The 20,070-nt window shown below is 52.5% G+C and carries 20 protein-coding genes; 12 read left to right on the top strand and 8 right to left on the bottom strand.

Translation table 11 applies throughout. From position 1 onward, the window contains the following. Window positions 1–161 precede the first annotated feature (161 nt). Genes ACXUPB_RS10705 through ACXUPB_RS10695 form a run of 3 tightly spaced genes read left to right on the top strand, consistent with a single transcriptional unit; the run spans window position 162 to window position 2,439 of the window. Entirely contained in the window at window positions 162–578 is a 417-nt protein-coding gene (locus ACXUPB_RS10705) for a hypothetical protein (protein ID WP_008958009.1), read from the top strand. Between the two features lie 7 nt (window positions 579–585). Then, window positions 586–1,857 carry an ATP-binding protein gene (locus ACXUPB_RS10700; RefSeq protein ID WP_035558324.1) on the top strand — a complete coding sequence of 424 codons (1,272 nt, stop codon included), beginning with the start codon at window positions 586–588 and terminating at the stop codon, window positions 1,855–1,857. A 42-nt stretch (window positions 1,858–1,899) separates the two neighbouring features. Next, the gene (locus ACXUPB_RS10695; RefSeq protein ID WP_035558327.1) at window positions 1,900–2,439 is read left to right on the top strand and encodes a response regulator transcription factor; all 540 of its coding nucleotides are present in this window, start codon (window positions 1,900–1,902) and stop codon (window positions 2,437–2,439) included. A 70-nt stretch (window positions 2,440–2,509) separates the two neighbouring features. Here the strand turns inward: ACXUPB_RS10695 and ACXUPB_RS10690 are convergent, their stop codons facing one another. Then, window positions 2,510–3,283: a 3-hydroxybutyrate dehydrogenase gene (locus ACXUPB_RS10690; RefSeq protein ID WP_472956591.1), complete on the bottom strand. Its 774-nt coding sequence runs from the start codon at window positions 3,281–3,283 to the stop codon at window positions 2,510–2,512. 55 nt (window positions 3,284–3,338) lie between these two features. Then, complete coding sequence (gene hybE / locus ACXUPB_RS10685; RefSeq protein ID WP_035558332.1) at window positions 3,339–3,764, bottom strand: [NiFe]-hydrogenase assembly chaperone HybE; 426 nt, start codon at window positions 3,762–3,764, stop codon at window positions 3,339–3,341. Between the two features lie 177 nt (window positions 3,765–3,941). Between hybE and ACXUPB_RS10680 the strand changes: the two genes are divergently transcribed. Continuing rightward, window positions 3,942–4,205 (top strand): GrxA family glutaredoxin, encoded by a 264-nt coding sequence (locus tag ACXUPB_RS10680; protein ID WP_035558335.1) that lies wholly within the window; start codon window positions 3,942–3,944, stop codon window positions 4,203–4,205. Between the two features lie 139 nt (window positions 4,206–4,344). After that, the gene (locus ACXUPB_RS10675) at window positions 4,345–5,112 is read left to right on the top strand and encodes a VOC family protein (RefSeq protein WP_335598103.1); all 768 of its coding nucleotides are present in this window, start codon (window positions 4,345–4,347) and stop codon (window positions 5,110–5,112) included. An 88-nt stretch (window positions 5,113–5,200) separates the two neighbouring features. Here ACXUPB_RS10675 and ACXUPB_RS10670 read toward each other — a convergent pair whose 3' ends face one another. Next, a complete protein-coding gene (locus tag ACXUPB_RS10670) occupies window positions 5,201–5,863 on the bottom strand; it encodes a CoA transferase subunit B (protein ID WP_035558343.1) in 663 nt (220 codons plus the stop codon). 78 nt (window positions 5,864–5,941) lie between these two features. Then, a complete protein-coding gene (locus ACXUPB_RS10665; RefSeq protein WP_035558347.1) occupies window positions 5,942–6,640 on the bottom strand; it encodes a CoA transferase subunit A in 699 nt (232 codons plus the stop codon). A 165-nt stretch (window positions 6,641–6,805) separates the two neighbouring features. Between ACXUPB_RS10665 and ACXUPB_RS10660 the strand changes: the two genes are divergently transcribed. The 3 genes from ACXUPB_RS10660 (at window position 6,806) to ACXUPB_RS10650 (ending at window position 9,601) form a co-directional block, all read left to right on the top strand. Then, the gene (locus ACXUPB_RS10660; protein WP_472956588.1) at window positions 6,806–7,702 is read left to right on the top strand and encodes a LysR family transcriptional regulator; all 897 of its coding nucleotides are present in this window, start codon (window positions 6,806–6,808) and stop codon (window positions 7,700–7,702) included. A 118-nt stretch (window positions 7,703–7,820) separates the two neighbouring features. Beyond that, complete coding sequence (locus ACXUPB_RS10655; RefSeq protein WP_008958019.1) at window positions 7,821–8,702, top strand: acyltransferase; 882 nt, start codon at window positions 7,821–7,823, stop codon at window positions 8,700–8,702. A gap of 32 nt (window positions 8,703–8,734) precedes the next feature. Continuing rightward, window positions 8,735–9,601, top strand: a complete 867-nt coding sequence (locus tag ACXUPB_RS10650) for a murein hydrolase activator EnvC family protein (RefSeq protein ID WP_472956735.1) — start codon at window positions 8,735–8,737, stop codon at window positions 9,599–9,601. Between the two features lie 97 nt (window positions 9,602–9,698). On the opposite strand, the gene gcvT is transcribed toward ACXUPB_RS10650, so the two are convergent. Both gcvT and ACXUPB_RS10640 read right to left on the bottom strand, forming a co-directional pair. Further along, complete coding sequence (gcvT, locus tag ACXUPB_RS10645; RefSeq protein WP_472956587.1) at window positions 9,699–10,811, bottom strand: glycine cleavage system aminomethyltransferase GcvT; 1,113 nt, start codon at window positions 10,809–10,811, stop codon at window positions 9,699–9,701. Between the two features lie 126 nt (window positions 10,812–10,937). Beyond that, window positions 10,938–12,344, bottom strand: a complete 1,407-nt coding sequence (locus ACXUPB_RS10640; protein WP_179915138.1) for an alanine/glycine:cation symporter family protein — start codon at window positions 12,342–12,344, stop codon at window positions 10,938–10,940. Window positions 12,345–12,670: 326 nt separating this feature from the next. Here ACXUPB_RS10640 and gcvH point away from each other — a divergent pair, with 326 nt between their 5' ends. Together gcvH and gcvP are read left to right on the top strand one after the other, a co-directional pair. Continuing rightward, window positions 12,671–13,060 carry a glycine cleavage system protein GcvH gene (gene gcvH / locus ACXUPB_RS10635; protein ID WP_008958023.1) on the top strand — a complete coding sequence of 130 codons (390 nt, stop codon included), beginning with the start codon at window positions 12,671–12,673 and terminating at the stop codon, window positions 13,058–13,060. 84 nt (window positions 13,061–13,144) lie between these two features. Beyond that, window positions 13,145–16,039: an aminomethyl-transferring glycine dehydrogenase gene (gcvP, locus tag ACXUPB_RS10630; RefSeq protein WP_472956584.1), complete on the top strand. Its 2,895-nt coding sequence runs from the start codon at window positions 13,145–13,147 to the stop codon at window positions 16,037–16,039. A gap of 25 nt (window positions 16,040–16,064) precedes the next feature. Here the strand turns inward: gcvP and ACXUPB_RS10625 are convergent, their stop codons facing one another. Beyond that, window positions 16,065–16,973, bottom strand: a complete 909-nt coding sequence (locus tag ACXUPB_RS10625; RefSeq protein WP_179915140.1) for a LysR family transcriptional regulator — start codon at window positions 16,971–16,973, stop codon at window positions 16,065–16,067. 147 nt (window positions 16,974–17,120) lie between these two features. On the opposite strand from ACXUPB_RS10625, the gene ppnN reads away from it, so the two are divergent. Continuing rightward, on the top strand, window positions 17,121–18,503 hold the full coding sequence (gene ppnN / locus ACXUPB_RS10620) for a nucleotide 5'-monophosphate nucleosidase PpnN (RefSeq protein WP_035558365.1): 1,383 nt from the start codon (window positions 17,121–17,123) through the stop codon (window positions 18,501–18,503). Window positions 18,504–18,671: 168 nt separating this feature from the next. Continuing rightward, a complete protein-coding gene (locus ACXUPB_RS10615) occupies window positions 18,672–18,872 on the top strand; it encodes a hypothetical protein (protein ID WP_008958028.1) in 201 nt (66 codons plus the stop codon). Between the two features lie 101 nt (window positions 18,873–18,973). On the opposite strand, the gene ACXUPB_RS10610 is transcribed toward ACXUPB_RS10615, so the two are convergent. Further along, window positions 18,974–19,810, bottom strand: a complete 837-nt coding sequence (locus tag ACXUPB_RS10610; RefSeq protein ID WP_335598099.1) for a DUF6694 family lipoprotein — start codon at window positions 19,808–19,810, stop codon at window positions 18,974–18,976. Between the last annotated feature and the right edge of the window lie 260 nt (window positions 19,811–20,070).

Below are 20,070 nucleotides of genomic sequence, written 5' to 3'. Positions count from 1 at the left end.
AATGATAGCGACAGTATACGCAATTGCGCGATTGGATAAATCCACTCTTCGAGCACCACACATTTGCCCAAGTGTCGTATCATGGCGGCACTTTTCTTAATGAACCCGTCTTAACGACTAGGGTTGATAGCTCGCGGTTAACGTTAAGGGCCCGATTGTTTATGCAGAATGTGCGGCGTTATGCGGATGTCATTGCCAGCCTGGAGGGCGTGTTATGGCTAAGCCTAGCTTGGTCAATTTCGCTGTCTGTCCATATGGGCAGCACGGAACCTACCCTCGCCAGTTTGTTAGTGATTGGTGCTCTCGTGGTGTTCTGTTGGGCGCATCGTCCGCTGCGTTATTTGTTGGGTCGTTACCATATTCGCAAACGCCGTACCGACATGTGGATTCATATTTTAGCCCTGCCACTGCTGTTGGCGATGTTCTTCCACATTATGCTGGAAGCCCTATTAGGCAGTGCCTGGCTGCCGCCGAAAATGCTGCTATTTAATATCCTGGCCTCTGCCGGCTGGGCCACCTACGTCATGACGTTGTTTATTAAATTTGTTATTCATGGCCTAAAAACCAGGACTAAGTAAGTTCATCATGCCAACGGCTCTACCACTTCCGCTCTCTACGCCCAACCGTAATTTAGTGCGGCTCACTATCGTGCGCGGTATCACCTGGACCGGTTTTTTACTGGCAATTATTGTGGGTGTCGAATTGCTCGCCTTCGATTTACCAGTGACTGCTGTGGTAAGCGTGGTGATAGCCATGGGCATCCTTAATATCGCCACCTGGTGGCGGCTGGGTCGCCCACGGGCCGTTACCCACCTGGAGTATCTACTGCACCTACTGGCCGATATTGCAGGCCTTACACTGCTGTTTTACTTTTCCGGGGGCTCCACCAACCCTTTTATTACCTACTACTTAGTGCCGGTTACTATTGCTGCCGCCACCCTGCCCTGGCGCCACGCCTGGATCATTGCCGCCTGCGCTATGGCGGGTTATACCTTTTTAATGTTCTCTTACTTCCCCATCCCGCAATTGGGTCATATTAATAGCGACAGCCCCTTGAGCCTGCACATATTGGGCATGTGGCTTAACTTTGGCCTCTCAGCAGGATTGGTGACCTTTTTTATCTACAAAATGGCCCACGCATTGCGTAGCCGGGACCAGGCACTTTCCCGCACCCGGGAAGCCGCGTTGCGTAATGAACAGGTATTGGCAGTAGCCACTCAAGCCGCTGGCACAGCGCATGAATTGGGAACGCCGCTCTCTACCATGGCGGTGCTACTCAAGGAAATGCAGGCCGACGCGCTACCTGATTCTGAGCTGCATGAAGACATTACCCTGCTGCGCCAGCAGGTGGACGTCTGCAAATCACGGCTGCAAAACTTAGTCTCTAATGCGGATAGGCGCCGGATGGCAGAGCCTGAAGTGCTTGACGCAGAAGTTTGGCTAGCAGGCGTTGTGCAGCGCTGGCTAGTGCTAAGGCCGGATGTGAGCCATCATTTCGAGGTGGCCGAGAAGCGTAGCAGGCCATGGCTTGCGGTTGATGCCACGCTTGACCAAGCGTTAACGAACCTATTGAACAACGCCGCCGACGCCAACCCTGAGCACATTGCGATTCGTTTAGACTGGCAGGATGAGAGTGTAGTCATTGATATACGCGACCATGGCCCAGGGGTGGCCATGTCGATTGCCGACCAGTTAGGGGAAACGTTTATCTCCACAAAAAGCAAAGGCATGGGCATAGGGTTGTTTTTAACCCACGCCACTATCAATCGCTTTGGAGGCGGGGTAAGCCTGTATAATCACCCGGAAGGGGGTACGCTAACGGAAGTTACGCTGCCCCGCTGCGCGGCACCGCATTAAACCCGGCTGCCCAAGCATCGCCTTTAATGGATTGAGGACAACATGCAAACGCGAGACCAACGCCTGCTGATTGTTGATGACGATGAAATGTTTTGTCATGTGCTAAATCGCGCTTTAACGCGGCGTGGTTACGAAGTCATTGTTGCCCATAATGCCGATCAGGCCCTGGCAATGGCCGCCCAGTACTTGCCCACGATGGCGACCCTTGATCTAAAATTGGAAAATAGTTCAGGCTTAAAGCTGCTTCCCGAGCTACTGGCCATTTCACCCCAGTGTCGCATTGTGGTGCTGACAGGCTACTCCAGCATTGCGACTGCCGTTGAGGCCATTAAGCTTGGTGCAGTTAATTATCTCTGCAAGCCGGTAGATGCTGATGATGTGCTAACGGCCTTTGAGCGCCAAAGTGGCGACCCTGATATTGAGTTGGCTGATAATCCACCTTCAATTAACCGCATTACCTGGGAGCATATTCAGAAGGTACTCCAGGAGCACGACGGCAATATATCGGCCACCGCCCGAGCACTGGGCATGCACCGCCGTACTCTGCAGCGCAAATTACAAAAACGCCCGGTGCGGCGTTAGATTGTTGGTTAATTGCCCGCTAGTCCAAGCCCCACCACACTAAAATGTTTTATGGCAGAGGCCTGAACGCTTAATGCGCTGTCCAGCCTAGATCAATATTAAAGCTTGACCCGGTCACCGCACCCGCGGCATCGGACACCAGATAGGCGACTAGTTGCGCCACCTCTTCAGGCTCGATCAAGCGCTTGATCGCCGCCTGTTTGAGCATGACTTTCTCAATCACTTCCTGCTCATCCATACCGTGCAACTTAGCTTGATCGGCGATCTGATTATCCACCAGTGGCGTTTTCACATAGGCGGGGCAAACAGCGTTTGCGGTAATCCCTTGCTCCCCCCCTTCCAACGCTGCGGTTTTGGTCAGACCAATCATCCCGTGCTTGGCGCTGATGTAGGCTGCTTTACCAGGCGAGGCCACCTGGGCATGTATTGAAGCCACGTTAACGATGCGTCCCCAGCCTTTTTCGCGCATGTGCGGCCAGGCCGCTTGCGTGAGCAGAAAGGGAGCGGTCAGCATCAGATCCATAATCTGCCGCCATTTTTCCTCGGGAAAGGTCTCAATCGAAGCTACATGCTGAATACCGGCATTATTGACCAATATATCAACTCCGCCAAAACGCTTAACCGCATCGGCTACCGCCGCACGGCAGGCATCTGGGTCTGTCAGGTCAGCTTCAAAAAAGGCAGCGCCAGCCTGTTCAGCTATCGCTTTTCCCGCCGGGTTAAAGTCGACCGCAAGCACTTGATGGCCTAGCTCGCAAAAGTGCTTAACAACCGCGGCACCGATACCACTGCTGGTTCCGGTGACCAGCGCTACACGCGGCGTTGAAACGGATGAGGAAGTCATGGGCAATTCCTTGTCATAAGTGGTCAGAAGGTGTTTTCAGTATAGCGGTACGTGGTTAAGCGTCAGGCTCATCGACCGGTTGCATTAAACGCGCCATCATTTGCTGCGCCAACCTAGCAGCCTCCTGCATATTCTCGAGCTCTTCTAGATTGTGCAAGATGGCGCGCTTATAGAGCTCATAGCCACCAGGCAGGCTCTCAAGAGATAGCTGATAGGCGCCTGAAGGTAAGGAAAGTGTCAGCGAATCTGCCAAAGGTTCCGTAAGATGGGATTGATCAGGCACCACGACCAGCCAAAGCTCACAGGGTGTAATCAACGCGCCCACCATATTTCCTGCACAATGATGCTGAAAGCATAGCGCATCAAATCCTAAGCGCGGATTCCATCCCTCCTGTTGTTTCATGGAAGGTAAATGCACATCTCGATAGGCCTTCGCCAGTTCAGCAAGAAGGGCGTATTCGTCAGCAGTCAGCGTATACATAAACGTGTGATTTTTTCCAGGTGATAACAGGCATTAATGGGCAATGTAGCGAGCTGCTATTGGCGAAATAAGCGTTGCTAAGCCACAATGGGCGCAGATTATCGTGCCGCAAAGACTTTTCACTCGGTTACGTTCCACTTTGTAACTTATTCTGCTTATCGTAAAGGAGCGCCACCTATGTTTGTGGTTATTTTTGGTCGGATGTCCTGCCCCTTCTGTGTACGTGCTAAACACCTTGCAGATCACCTGGAAAAAGCCGGAAAAATTGAAGGGTACCGCTATGTCGATATGCCTTCTGAAGGCGTTACTAAGGAAGATATTGCCAAGACCGCTGGCAAACCCATTCATACCGTACCGCAAGTGTTCGTGGATCAAACTCATGTCGGTGGCTTTACCGAGTTTGATCAGTTTGTCCGCGACAAACAGCTCCTCGCCGTTTAATAGTAATTGGCGTTTGGCACTGTGCTGCCGTTAAAACCCTCGTTAATACCCGTTGAACCCTTGCCTGCCTTGCTTGCCTATACTGTGCAGTTACTCATGGCCCACGCGAGGTGTGCCACTTTCGGGCAAGGAGTTCACCATGCAGCGTCAGGAGTTTGTTCAGCAGCTGTGGCTAGACTACGTACATACACACCCCGATATTGGGGCATTGAGGCTGTGGCCACTCTCGGCCGCAGCCGAATATTTAACGTTAGTCACACTCAACTACGGTCCTTTTTCGGCTACCGCGCTTAGCAGCAATTTAGCCCACATGGGCTACCGCGCTATGAGTCACTACGCCATGGCGGACAAAGGCCTACTCGTGCACTTACTAGCCCCCAGCGATGGCAGTAGCTGGCTGGTGCTTGCCGAATTGCAAATAGGCACCCTTTCTAAAGCGCCGCGAGAAGCAATTGAAGGACTGGTGCGTCAATCGCATCCTCAGGATTGCAAAGGGCATAATTTACTCTGTCGCGGTAGACCCTGGCCAATGCCCTCCTGGGCACTTTATCAGCAGTTGCAGCAGGCCCATCCGCTAGCCGCATGGCTTGCAGTGATGGGGCCCCGCTTGCACCATGCGGGCTTTGATTGTGGTCAGCTTGGCGAACCGTTAGCCGTTTTGGATCAACGTCTCAAAGAGGTAGGTATGCTGAGCCTGCAAGAGCAGCAGAACGGTGTTTTTACGGTGTCACCGCTGCTTGACCATCGTTTTTACCCAACGACACCGCAGAAAGCCGTATTCGCCGATGGCGATGAGCATCGCCTTTGCTTAGGGGGGCTGGCGCTCGTCCAAAAGCATGTAGAGCATAGTCACGAGCGCCTAGCCGACGTCCTTCTACCCCATCACACACGCTGTGAAATGGCATGAGTCGCTAACTCTTTCAGTTAGCGACTCACTATCTCACTATCTCACTATCTCTAATGCTACTCGACTTAAAAGCTGACGGGGTGCCTTATTAAGCGTCAAAGCTCATTTCAGGCACGTGGTCTGGCACGATTAGTTTGCCCGCTGTTTTTTCGACAATTTCTTCAACGCTAACGCCGGGCGCACGCTCTTTGAGGATAAATGCACCGTCTTTGATTTCCAGATAAGCGAGATCGGTCAAAACACGGTTAATACAACCCGCCCCCGTCAGCGGCAGCTCGCATTTTTCCAGCAGTTTGGATTCACCATGTTTAGAGGCATGCGTCATGGTGCAAATAATATTGTCAGCGCCAGCCACCAGATCCATCGCGCCGCCCATGCCTTTGATAAGCTTGCCGGGGATCATCCACGAGGCGATATTGCCTTGTTGATCAACCTCGAAGGCGCCCAGTACGGTCAAATCCACATGCCCACCACGAATCATGGCAAAGGACTCAGCTGAAGAGAAAATCGCCGCGCCCGGGCGCGCCGTCACGGTCTCTTTACCCGCATTGATCATATCCGCATCAAGCTCTTCTTCGGTGGGGTAACGGCCCATCCCCAGCAGTCCGTTTTCGGATTGCAGCATGACATCAATGCCGTCTGGAATGTAATTGGCAACCAAGGTGGGAATACCAATGCCCAAATTGACGTAAAAGCCATCTTGAAGTTCGCGAGCGACACGCTGGGCCATCTGTTCTCGTGTTAAAGCCATGGTGACTACCTCTTGTTGAATCGTTAAATGGGAAGCGAGTGAGATATTTGAAATTTAAGTCTTTAAAAAAGCGGTGACTTAACTACGCACCGTGCGTTTTTCAATGCGCTTTTCAAACGTGCCTTGAATAATCCGATCCACATAAATGCCTGGCGTATGGATCTGGCTAGGCTCAAGCTCACCCGGCTCCACAATTTCTTCAACTTCTACCACGGTGATTTTCCCCGCGGTGGCGGCCATGGGGTTAAAATTTTGTGCTGTATGGCGATACATCACATTGCCATAGCGATCCGCTTTCCAGCCTTTCACAATGGCAAAGTCACCAATAATGGCTTCTTCTAAAATATAGTGCCGGTCATTGAAGACACGTACTTCCTTGCCTTCGCCAATCGGCGTGCCGTAGCCGGTGGCAGTGTAAAAAGCAGGGATACCCGCGCCACCTGCGCGCATTTTTTCCGCCAACGTGCCTTGAGGCGTTAACACCACCTCAATTTCATCGTTCAGCATTTGCTTCTCAAATAACGCGTTTTCACCTACGTAAGAGGCCAGAATTTTACTGATTTGACGATCTTCAAGCAGTATCCCCAAGCCAAAACCATCCACACCACAGTTATTTGAAACCACGGTGAGATCATGAACGCCGCGGCGCTTGATTTCCGCGATCAGGTTTTCGGGAATGCCACATAGGCCAAAGCCGCCAGCAATGACGGTCATACCGCTCTCAATGCCTTCCATCGCTTCTTTGTAGGAAGATACTCGCTTATCGAATCCTGCCATTGTTGTGCCTCACGTTGTTGTCATTAAATATGAGTGGTCATTGATATGGGCTGTCAATAATACATAGACCGCCCCTTACGATAGTGCCAGTGTTGTGCCAGATGATATATTTGTTAAGTTTGTTTTTCTTATCAATTTATTGGTAAAAATTATAAAAGGCACTTTATGACCGTCAAACAGCTGCGCGCCTTTCTCGCGGTCGCCCAAACGCTCAGTTTTACCCAGGCCTGTGAGCGGCTGCATTTATCCCAGCCAGCGCTCAGCTTGGCGATCAAGGGGTTAGAAGAGTCGTTGGGGGGGAAATTGTTAATCCGGAGCACCCGGAGCGTTAGGCTAACCCCAGAAGGCGAGTCGCTGCTACCGCTGGCCAAACACTTGCTGGCCCAATGGGATAATACCGAAGAGCGGTTGCGCCAGCGCTTCACGCTTCAGCTGGGCCGGTTAAGCGTCGCCGCCATGCCTGCTTTCGCCTGTAATTTATTACCCGCAGCGTTAGTTAAGTTTCGCCAGCAATATCCCAAAATCAATATCACAGTGCACGACGTGATCAATGAAGAAGTCACTGAAATGGTGCGCTCTCGACAGGTGGAAATGGGTATCGCTTTTTCACCGGAAGGCGCGGGCAGCCTACTGTTCACCCCCCTGTTTGAAGATCATTTTGTCGCTGTTGTACCGCCAACTTCCACGCTCAATAAAGCCTCGCAGCTAACTTGGCCAACCCTTCTCAATCACGACTTTATCACGCTGCAGCGCCCTTCTATGGTGCGCCGCTTGCTGGAACAGGAGCTGCGGAAACAACACATGGAACTGCCTGTGGCGTTTGAAAGCCACCAGCTCTCCACCGTCGGAAGAATGGTTGCTGACGGGTTAGGGGTGAGCGCGGTGCCTTCTATGTGTATTCGACAAATGCATGAGCTGGGCGCCCGGTGCATACCGCTAACAGCCCCAGCCATCTCTTGCCGAGTGGGTATTTTGACGCATCAAGAGCTTTCCGTTGCCGCCCATGCGCTTCGCACTGTACTGCTTGAGACTGTCCAAGCACCGTCTCTCTCTGGCGACTAACCCCCTACTATGTTGTTGAGACAGTTGATGAGACGAACTGGGTTTCTGCTGGGCAGCGTGGCTAGGATCATTTAGCATTCAGTATTACGCTATTCGTCTGACGGTAAGGAAACGTGGTATGCCTATTTTAAAAGGGCTTGTCAGCGCTCTGCTGCTAACCCTCAACACGCTATTCTGGGGCGTACCTCTGATTCTGTTGACGCTACTCAAACTCATTGTTCCCGGGCAGCGACTAAAACAGAAGGTGCTGCTGGGTTTAAATGCCGTGGCACTCAACTGGATTGGCTTTAATCTGTGGTGGATGCGGCGCTGGCTTAAGCCTGACGTATCGATCACTGTTCCCGAGCAGTTGAGCCCCCATCAATGGTGGCTGGTGATATCCAATCACCGCAGTTGGACGGATATCTTTATGCTATTCATGGCGCTACACCGCCGCATACCGATGCCACGGTTTTTTCTCAAACGTCAATTAATCTGGATTCCTATCGTGGGCTTGGCTTTTTGGGCACTTGAATTTCCCTTCATGCGCCGCTTTAGCCGTGAACAAATAGCTAAAAACCCCAAACTTGCCACCATTGACCGTACATCTACCGAGCGTATGTGCCAACAGGCACGTAATGCCCCGATTGCGATTTTTAATTTTGTCGAAGGCACGCGTTTTAGCGTCGCCAAGCGCGATGCCCAGCAAAGCCCTTATCGTCACTTGTTGCGCCCCAAAGCAGGTGGCGTTGCCCAGGTACTTAGCCTGCTAGGCAGTCAATTAGATGGTATTCTGGATGTAACGATTAGCTATACCAACCCATCCCCCACTTTTTGGGGTTTTTTGTGCGGTAATGAAGCCCCCATTACGCTGCACGCACGGCAACTAGATATTCCTCAGTGGATGTACGCACCTAATAACCACGACGAAAAGCAGCATAAGGAACGTTTCCACACATGGATCAATTCACTCTGGCGGGAAAAAGATGGCCTGTTGGACGGCAAAACCGATCACGACTGATTGGCTTGTTAAGCACCTGCCTATTAGCCGGAATGCTTGTCGGCTGTGCCAATGCGCCTCAATCGTCATCTCAGCGTGCGGCGGCTCCTAGTGCTACTCAGATTAGTGGCAATTGGGTGCAGGTACAGCGCGGGGACACACTCGGGCAAATGGCGGCCCGCGCTAATGTGCCGCTAGAACGGTTACAACGCTTTAACCCAGGCGTGAATGCACGACGGCTAGAGGTAGGCCAACGGTTATTGATCCCCACTCAGCAAGAGCGCGCGCCTGCCGGCGGTCCTTATCGTTACCAAATTCGCCCCGGAGATACGTTTTCGAGTATCGCCCGCCATTTTGGCACCACCAGCGGCCGTATTCAGAGCGCCAACCCTAGCGTCACGCCCACTAACTTACGAGTAGGCCAAGTCATTAGCGTTCCGCTTGGCGGTTCTGCGCCTCGAACCGCTGCTAGCAGTAATGGTTCATCTAGCCCTAATCGGCCCGCCGCTGCGCCCAGTAGTGCCCCCAATCAAGCACTGCCCGCTTCAGCTAGACGCTGGCCCTGGCCATTGGACGATTATCGTGTGGTTCGCCGCTTTGGCCCAGATAGCCGTGGCACTCTGCAGCCAATGCTGCTGGCAACACAAGCGGGCGCCCAGGCAAAATCCGTCGCCGCCGGCGAAGTACGTTTTGCTGATGGGATGCGCCAGCTTGGCGAAGTAGTGATTGTGCACCATGCCGACAACCTTCAAACCGTGTACGCCCTTTGTGATCGCATATTGGTCGAGGTGGGTAAGCAGGTGAGCGCGGGTGATGCGCTTTGCGAAGTAGGCCAAAGTGATGCCACCCAGCGCTACGATCTCCTCTTCGATCTGCGCCAGGGTGGTAAACCCATCGATCCTAGGCAGGTGCTGCGCTAAAGCTCTTCGTTAAACACTGGTTAAAGCACTTGTTAAAAACCAAGCGGCCCCTGCTTAAACAGGGGCCGTGGGGTTTAGGCTAGTGTCTGCCGTTTTGTTAGCCGCGATAGTAGCCAGGTTTAACAAACGGCATAGGGGTAACCACCATGGGTAACTGCTTACCACGCACTACCGCATACACAGTGCTTTGCGGTGCCTCCAGCTCACGGCTCACATAGCCCATCGCCACCGGTTTACCGATGCTCGGTCCAAAGCTGCCCGATGTCACCACCCCAATCTCATTGCCTGCTTCGTCTACCAGGGTTGCCCCCTCTCTTACAGGCGCACGACCGTCGGCTAACAGACCAACGCGCTTACGGGTATGATCTTTGGCGTCAACTTGATGCAGGATAACGTCAGCGCCTGGGAAACCGCCTGCACGCTCGCCACCGTGGCGACGCGGTTTACCAATCGCCCAAATAAGCCCGGCTTCAACAGGCGTCGTTTGCATATCCATATCGTGCCCGTAGAGGCATAACCCTGCTTCCAGACGCAATGAATCCCGTGCGCCCAAGCCAATAGCCTCTACTTCAGGTTCTGCCAGCAACCGCTCGGCGAAGGCTTCGCAGGCATCAGCCGCGACTGAAATTTCAAAGCCATCTTCACCGGTATAGCCACTGCGGCTCACCCACACTTCCTGCCCCGCAATAGTGAAGCGGCCATGCTGCATAAACACTAATTCGCACGCTTCAGGACACAACCGCTGCATCACATCTCGCGCCTGGGGCCCTTGGAGCGCCAGCAAGCCACGGTCTAATGTCTCAACCTCATGGGTGGAAGCTAAATTTAAACGCAAATGCGCTAAATCCTGATCTTTGCAAGCAGCGTTCACTACGAGATAAAAATGATCGCCAGCGTTGACCACCATCAGGTCATCAATAATGCCGCCTTCAGTGCTGGTGAATAGCCCATACCGTTGAGCGCCTTTTGTAAGCCCCACTAAATCAGCGGGTATCAAGGTTTCCAGCGCTTCAGCGACATTATTGCCGGACACACTAATCTGGCCCATGTGTGAGACGTCAAACAGGCCGCACTTCTGGCGAGTGTGTTCATGCTCCTTTTTGACCCCCAGCGGGTACTGCACAGGCATTTCGTAGCCAGCAAAAGGCACCATTTTGGCACCCAGTTTGAGGTGCAGCGCGTGCAGCGGCGTTTGCTTTAATTCAGACATGGGGGATTCCTCACTTAGAAATTCTTCACTCTCAAAAGAGAACGGGAAGCCACCTGTGTGCCTTCCCGACTCCATTTAGCTATACATCAAACATATACTTGCAGCTCATCTAATAAGCTGAAGGTTTTATTGATCGTGTTCCAGCTCTTCACCCGGCAGCACATCTTTGCCATCGAAATAGTCCTTGGTTAGCTTAAAGACTACCGGCGAAAGCAGTGCCAAGGCAATCAGGTTGGGAATGGCCATCATGGCATTGAAGGTATCCGCCATTAACCAGATAAAGCCCAACTGAGCGATGGCGCCTAGCGGGATCGCCAGCACAAACAGCACGCGATAGATCATGATAGAACGCGTGCCAAACAGAAACTGGCAGCACTTCTCACCATAAAATGACCAGCCAAGAATGGTGGTAAAGGCAAAGATTGCCAAGGCGACCGCGACAATTTGATTACCGAATCCTGGCAGTGCGGCGTCAAACGAGAGCGCGGTCAGCGATGCGCCGGCTTCACCGTCGATCCATACGCTAGAAGTCAAAATCACCAGCGCGGTAATCGTGCAGACGATAATGGTATCGATAAAGGTACCCAACATCGCGATTAAGCCCTGGCGAACCGGATTTTTGGTTTTTGCCGCTGCGTGGGCAATCGGCGCGCTACCTAAACCCGCTTCGTTAGAGAAGATGCCTCGTGCCACACCAAAGCGAATCGCCGCCATAACCGCTGCACCGGCAAAACCACCGGCCGCCGCCATCGGATTAAAGGCGTAGTAAAAGATTAAGCCAAAAGCTTCGCCAATCTGGCCGGCGTTAATGATCAATACCAGCAGGCCTGCCACCACATAGGCAATGCCCATGATGGGGACCAGTTTACCCGCCACCTTAGCGATACGCTTGATGCCACCTAGAATTACCGCCCCTGCCAGCACCATAATGATCACACCCGTGATCCAGTGCGGCACACCAAAAGTGGCATCCATGGCATCGGCTACCGAGTTCGACTGCACGGTATTACCAATACCGAAAGCAGCCACGGCGCCAAAGAAAGCAAAGACACCGCCCAGCCAGAGCCATTTTTTGCCCAAGCCGTTTTTGATATAAAACATTGGCCCACCGACGTGGAAACCAGTGCTATCGGTTTCACGGTAACGGACAGCCAATACCGCTTCGGCAAATTTCGTCGCCATCCCTACTAGCGCGGTAATCCACATCCAAAAAACCGCGCCAGGGCCACCTAGTGCAATCGCGGTGGCGACACCAGCAATGTTACCGGTACCGATGGTCGCCGACAGCGCTGTCATCAACGCATCAAAGGGAGATATTTCCCCCTCATCGCCCTCTTTACTCACCGCTTTATCAGCGCTGGGTTTTGGCTCACGTCCTGCCCACATTAGCTTGAAACCCATACCGAGTTTTCTAATCGGCATCAGTTTCAAGCCAATCTGCAGGTAGATACCTACACCCAGGAGCAAGATCAACATGATGGGTCCCCACACCACGCCGTTGATTGCCCCCAAGAGGCTAGTTAATGTTTCCATGTGCTTCTCCTCACCCTGTTAGTTTGTTGCATTTGTTAACCCAGAATCTGCATGTTTTACACTATGTAGCTAGTGGTCTTCTATGGTGATGTCGCTTGCGCATAGAGGATGCCGCTTTTTTCATAACCAAACACAAAGGAATAACGGAATCAAAATACCTCGCTCTACTACGTTTAGAAGGGAGCAGATAAGAAATTTGTTTCCGATTGGAAACACGTTAACATGCATCTTTATTCGCTCGCTTTCCGCTAGCCGACAGTCGCCAAGGCGAGCGACAACCGCTAGTATGCCCGGGTCCAGAAAACTGTTTCATATAGGAAAACATCATGAGCAACCTTCCTGCCAATCTTCGTTACGCTGAAAGCCACGAGTGGGTACTTGACCACAAAGATGGCACCGTTACCGTCGGTATTACCGATCACGCCCAACAAGCACTGGGTGATGTCGTCTTTGTGGAACTGCCGGAAGTGGGCGCGGCGCTGACAAAAGGCCAAGAGTTTGGTGTGATTGAATCGGTTAAAGCCGCTTCTGATCTTTACTCCCCCGTTGCGGGCGAAGTGATTGAAGTGAATGAAGCCCTTGAAGACGCTCCCGAAACAGTCAATGACGCGCCTTATGAAGGCGGCTGGATTATGAAAGTTCGCTTAGACAGCGATGCCATTGATGGCCTGTTAGACGCCGATGCCTACCAGGCAACGCTCAGCGCTGACGAATAAAGCATACTCAGGCGCTTGCCTTTTCTGGCAGGCGCTTCGCTTATTATCCTGCACGGCTCTCTCTTAACGTTCGGAATCTTCTTCATGTCTCTTGAAACACGCCGCCTGGCCGAGCTGGCCGACCACGATGCTTTTATCAAACGTCATAATGGTCCAAGTAGTGATGACGTTACCACGATGTTAAAAGCGCTCAATATGCAGCACATGGAAGATCTGATCGAGCAGACCGTGCCGAGCGATATCCGCCTTGGGCGCGAACTGTCGCTAGACGATCCGCGCAGTGAATCCGAAGCGTTAGAGTACTTAGCTCAGCTGGCGCGGCAAAATCGCGTGGCTAAAAGCTATATTGGCCAGGGCTATTACGGCACGCACATGCCAGCGGTCATTCAGCGCAATGTGCTGGAAAATCCCGGTTGGTACACGGCTTATACGCCTTACCAACCGGAAATCTCTCAAGGCCGTCTGGAAGGCCTACTGAACTTCCAGCAAGTGGTAATGGATTTAACTGGCATGGAGCTTGCGAATGCTTCACTGCTTGATGAAGCCACCGCTGCCGCCGAAGCCATGGCGCTGTGTAAGCGCGGCAATAAGAAAAGCAAATCCAACGCTTTCTTCGTTGCCGACGATGTATTCCCACAAACGCTGGACGTGGTTAAAACCCGTGCGGAGTTCTTTGGTTTCGAACTGATTATGGGCCCAGCTGAAGAGCTGGCAGCCCACGATGTGTTTGGAGCCCTGGTACAATACCCGTCTGCCAGCGGTGAAGTTCGTGATTTGGCACCGCTGTTGAGCGCGGCCGCCGATCGCAACATCATGACCTGCGTGGCGACCGACCTTTTGAGTTTGGTGCTGCTGAAAGAGCCCGGCAAGTTTGGCGCCGACATTGTGGTGGGCAACTCCCAGCGTTTTGGCGTACCCATGGGTTTTGGTGGGCCTCATGCAGCGTTCTTTGCCACGTCAGATAAGCTCAAGCGCTCAATCCCAGGGCGGATTATCGGCGTCTCCAAAGATAGCCGCGGCAATACCGCCCTGCGCATGGCGATGCAAACTCGCGAGCAGCATATTCGCCGTGAGAAAGCGACCTCGAATATCTGTACCGCCCAGGCGTTGCTGGCCAATATTGCCGGCTTTTATGCCACCTATCACGGCGCTGAGGGGCTGCGCAAAATTGCGGGCCGCGTTCACCGTTTGACCACCCTACTGGCTGAAGGCCTTAAGCAGGCAGGCGTCACGCTCGCTCATGACAGCTGGTTTGATACGCTATGTTTGACGGGCGTAGATGCAGGCAAGATTCATGGCCGCGCCATGACCCATGATATTAACCTGCACTATTTCGCCAATGGCAATGTGGGCATCAGCTTGGATGAAACCACCACCGCTCACGACGTAGCCGCCTTGTTTGATGTGCTGTTGGGCGATGAGCACGGCCTTGCCGTTGCCGTATTGGACGAGCAGGTGGTGGCGAACGGCACCACAGGTATTCCCGCTACCTGCCAGCGCGAAAGCGACTTTTTAAGCCACCCGACCTTTAGCCGTTACCGCAGCGAAACTGAAATGCTGCGCTACTTGAAGCGCCTGGAGAATAAGGATCTGTCGCTTGCTCACGCGATGATCCCGCTCGGCTCCTGCACCATGAAGCTCAACGCCACCAGCGAAATGATCCCCGTTTCCTGGCCATCGTTTGCCCACCTGCACCCCTTCGCACCTCGCGACCAAGTAGCTGGTTATCATCAGATGATCGATGAGCTCTCGGCATTTTTGGTCGAAGTCACCGGTTATGATCATCTCTCCATGCAGCCTAATTCCGGCGCGCAGGGGGAATATGCAGGCTTAGTGGCGATTCGCCGTTACCAAGCGGCCCAGGGCGAAGGTCATCGTGATGTCTGCTTGATTCCTAGCTCCGCTCACGGCACCAATCCTGCCTCCGCGGCGATGGTGCAGATGAAAGTGGTCGTGGTTGAATGCGATCAAAATGGCAATATTGATATGACAGATTTACGCGCGAAAGCCGAGCAGCATCGCGATCAGCTGTCTGCCATTATGCTCACCTACCCGTCGACCCACGGCGTGTTTGAAACCAGCGTGCGCGAAGCGTGCAAGATCGTTCACGACAATGGCGGCCAGGTCTATATTGATGGTGCCAATATGAACGCTCAGGTGGGCTTGACGCGTCCCGGCGATTTCGGCGGCGATGTGTCCCACCTCAATCTGCATAAAACATTCTGTATTCCCCACGGCGGCGGCGGTCCAGGCATGGGCCCTATCGGCGTTAAAGCGCACCTAGCGCCCTATGTGTCCAATCATGTGGTTACGCCGATCAACGGTGTGAATAGCGATAGCGGTGCTGTCTCCGCGGCGGCCTTTGGTAGCGCCTCTATTCTGCCTATCTCGTGGGCCTACATTAAGATGATGGGTGCGCGCGGCCTGCGTGAAGCCACCGAGCTTGCCATCCTAAACGCCAATTACATTGCCAAGCGTTTGGAAGCGTCATTCCCCATTCTCTATCGCGGCCAGAACGGCACCGTCGCCCACGAATGCATTATCGATATTCGTCCGCTCAAAGCGGCCTCCGGGATTAGCGAAGAGGATATTGCCAAGCGCTTAATGGATTACGGCTTCCACGCACCGACCATGTCATTCCCGGTGCCAGGCACGCTAATGATCGAGCCGACCGAGTCGGAGTCACTGTATGAAATTGATCGCTTCTGCGATGCCATGATCGCCATTCGTGACGAGATCGCCCGGGTGGAAAACGGTGAATGGCCGCTGGATAATAATCCGCTGGTCAATGCCCCGCACACTCAGGCGGATCTGATGGATAGTGACTGGGAGCGGCCTTATAACCGTCAGCTGGCAGCCTTCCCAACCGCTGCTGTGCAAGCCGCTAAATACTGGCCCGCCGTTAACCGCGTTGATAACGTGTTTGGCGACCGTCAGTTGATCTGCTCTTGCCCCAGCATTGACGAGTATCGCGATTAAACGCCACTCAAACGCCCCTGCTGCCTTAACTGTTCGATGGCATCAGGGGCGTTTTTTCTTGCACACGCTGGGCGTGAAAACCGTTTAACAGCTTTTCGTAGCGTTTCGGCAGTACCGAGTCGCGACGGCGAAGCAGGTAAAGCACTTCACTGACCGCATTGGGCAGATTGAGTGCTTTGACTTGGCGCTGCCAAGGAGACGTTTCCAGCACCAGTCTCGAAACAACAGTAAAGCCTAGCCCCCTGGCGACCGCATCCAGCACCATACTGACTTCATTGGTAAAGCCCTGATGGCGGAAATGCGTCATGGAGCGAAACTCATCCGGGTAATTAGCCCGTAATAGCGCGTTAGCGTGGTTGATGCCGTCGTAATAATTGAGAAAGCCGATGCCCATTAGATCTGACAGTGTGCTGCCAGCAAAATCAGCGGGCACCACTAAACAGAGAGGCTCCTGGTGCCAAATAGAGCAATGAAGTTCAGGATGGTTCATCGCCTCCGTGACGATGCCAATATCGTAGCGTCCATCTAACAGATCATTCACAATTTCATGGTTAAAAGCGAAACTATAGTTGACCGTTAAATTGGGGTGCATTTGCTGCTGGCCCAAAATATACGGATAAAACATCAGACCCACGCTTCCCGGTGACGCAATACGGCAGTCGCCACTGTCTAGTGAGTCGTCATCTAAGCCATGACGAAACTGTTCATGCTCAGCAAACAACTTCAACGCATAATCATAAGCTCGCCGCCCCGTTTCCGTTAGCGTAAAACTACGCCCCTTGCGCTCCAGCAGCTCTTTATTTAAGTAGCTTTCTAGCTTGCGAACATGCTGGCTTACGCCGGGCTGCGTCATTTCCAAACGATGAGCGGTACGGGTAAAACTGCCTGTTTCCACTAACGTAATAAACGTACGGAAGTATTGAGCGTTAAACATAGTAAAGAACCATTGTCTTTAGCAGCCATCCTTTTAAACAGGGTTCATAGTAGCACAGCGGCCTGGGTAGCCGATGCGCCGCTGTACCGGCTGCCAGGGCATGGTAAACTGCCAATAGCACTCAAACGACTAGGGACAGCCCCACTGATGACCGCAACTGCTCAACCCCGCGCCACCCTTTCCAGCATCATTTCCCCAGAAGGAAGCCTGGAAGTACTTTCTCAGCATGAAGTTAATCGCCTACATAAAACCTCTCAAAGTGGCCTTCATGATTTACTTCGGCGTTGTGCACTAGCGGTTTTAAATTGTGGTAACCCAAGTGACGACAGTCTGGCGATTTTAGAAGCCTATAAAGATTTTGATATTGAAGTATTGCAACAAGATCGCGGCATTCGCTTAAAGCTGACTAACGCGCCAGCGGAAGCGTTCGTGGATGGTCGTATGATCCGCGGCATCCGCGAACACCTCTCCTCGATCATTCGCGATATCGTTTACGTCTATAACGAAATTCAACATCACAACCGCTTTGACCTTAGCACTGGCGAAGGCACTACCAATGCGGTCTTCCATATTCTGCGCAAAGCGGGCACGTTGAAACCTGGCCGCGACCCTAGCCTAGTGGTCTGCTGGGGCGGCCACTCTATTTCTCGTGAAGAGTACGAGTACACCAAAGACGTCGGCTACCACTTAGGTCTGCGTGATTTAGATATTTGTACCGGCTGTGGGCCAGGGGCTATGAAAGGTCCCATGAAGGGCGCAAATGTCGCCCATGCAAAACAACGCCGTAAAGAGGGCCGCTATTTAGGTATTTCAGAACCTGGCATTATCGCCGCCGAAGCGCCCAATCCCATCGTTAATGAACTAGTGGTAATGCCGGACATTGAGAAACGCCTGGAAGCATTTGTGCGCCTCGGCCACGGCATTATCGTCTTCCCAGGCGGGGTTGGCACAGCGGAAGAGATTCTCTATTTATTGGGTATTTTGCTGCACCCAAGCAATAAAGATATTCCCTTCCCATTAATTTTCACTGGCCCTGCCGATTCTGCCGCCTACTTTCAGAAAATCGATGAATTCCTGGTCTATACGCTCGGTGAAGAAATCCGTCGCTACTACACGATTATCACCGGCGACCCGGTGGCGGTGGCGCGCACCATGCGCCATGGCATCGACGAAATTGCTGAATTCCGGCGTACGCACCAGGATGCGTTCTACTACAACTGGCGGTTAACCATTGCGCGCGATTTTCAGGCAACGTTTCAACCGACCCATGAAGCGATGCGAGCGCTAGCGCTTCACCGCCTACAACCGACTCATGAGCTAGCCGCTAACCTCCGCCGGGCGTTCTCCGGGATTGTAGCGGGCAATGTTAAAGAAGACGGTATTCGCGCCATTGAAGCCCATGGCCCCTTTGTGCTGACAGCTGAGCCTGAGCTGATGCAGCGCTTGGATGAGCTGTTGACCTCATTTGTGGCACAGGGTCGCATGAAGCTAGATGGGCAGCCTTACACGCCCTGCTATGTTCTTAAATAACAGCAAAACCGTACCACAGCCGCCGATTAGGTGGCGGCTGTGTGCTACTGGCGCGATCAGCCCCTGGCAACAGGAACCATTTCAGAAAAAATTGGCCTGATTAGCTACACTTAGCGTGGACAATGCACCAGTCACTATTGCCCCCATCACTATTGAAAGGAACTCACCATGTCGATGATTAATCAGTTACAAGACGTAAAAACAAAGGATTTTGCCAAACACTGCTATGAAAGCAGTAGCGTTGATAAATTACGCGATGCCGCCGAAGGCAGCCCCGACCAAGCAGAAATGGAACATTGGGGGCTAACGGAAGGACAGTGGGAAGAAGCCATAGTGGCTGCGTTGGCAGATCATGAAGCCAAAGAGTAAATAACTTCAAATAGCGGGTAACCGCTAAAATATATGCGCCCTAACAGTCAAACGTTAGGGCGTTTTATAGTACAGCCTCCCTTATGTATTCCATACGATGCTTATTCCACGTTCGATAACGCCACACCGCCATACTCCTCCCGAAGACGCTCTAGCTTGGTAACTTCGCTTTCGCTCAGCGCTGGGGAGTCCCATAATGGCTGCTTTTCAGCTCCTCGCAGGCCTTCCAAGCTAACTGTCAGTTCTGCATTACTAGGTATCTGAGGTTCTCCCCAGGGGCCAAAACGATTAGGCGCAAGACTCCAGGCCAGCGTCTCTCCCGGCTCAATTCCCCCTGGCATAACGTAGTAGAATTGCTCATCGATCCAAGGCTGTGAGCGGTCAGGACTGATAACGACCCCTCTTAAAGAAAGCGCGGATATGACCTTATCAGTGGCATTCGTTACTTTAAGATCAATTACCGGCTCAGGAGCACCATAAGGGCTCTCACTCATGTAATAGCGAGCATTATCAATACTGAAACGCGCTAACTGCTGCTGGTCGCTGTTCGCCTTAGCTTGCTTCTCTTCCAGTCGTGTTAGCGTACGCATAGCCTGCTCACGCTCTCGTGACCGGCGCTCGCGAAGTATTTGATCGGCGCGCTGAATAACCTGATCGCCAGTCAATCCATGCATTTGCATATTGGCTGACTCAGCAATCTCCGCCGCGTTCATACGGTTAGGATTAAGAATGTCAATGCTGTTAAATGTCGATGCCGTCGAAATAATGATGAGCCCTTGATCAAAATCGTCGCGCTTATAAGTAGGCAGCGAGTTGCGCACTTTTTCGACCGAGACGACTGACGCTGGCATGGAGCTTGTGTCAATTTTAGGGTCTGAACAACCCGCTATCATGAGTACTGATAGTGCTATTGCAGACAGCCTTAGAAGGCTACACATACACTCACCTCAACGCAGACAATGGTAAAAATTGCTGAGGAGCTTAACGGAAAGTACTATTTATCACTACCCTTTGGTGCTAGCAGGATGAATTTGCCATCACCATAGTGGCACGCCGTCATCGTATTCTCTTTACTAGTAGTTACGTTGCAGAACAAACAAAATCAAAGTGAGATGCTGGCTTGCCTAAGAGGGTGTAACCTGAATTCATAGCGATGCACAGCCACCTTCTCTTTTTACTCTTATTGCCACCCTAACAA

This window comes from Vreelandella sp. DA03-1M (genome assembly GCF_055725665.1).
Note: the sequence above shows the minus strand (reverse complement) of the source record. Positions and strands in the feature narration are given on the sequence as shown.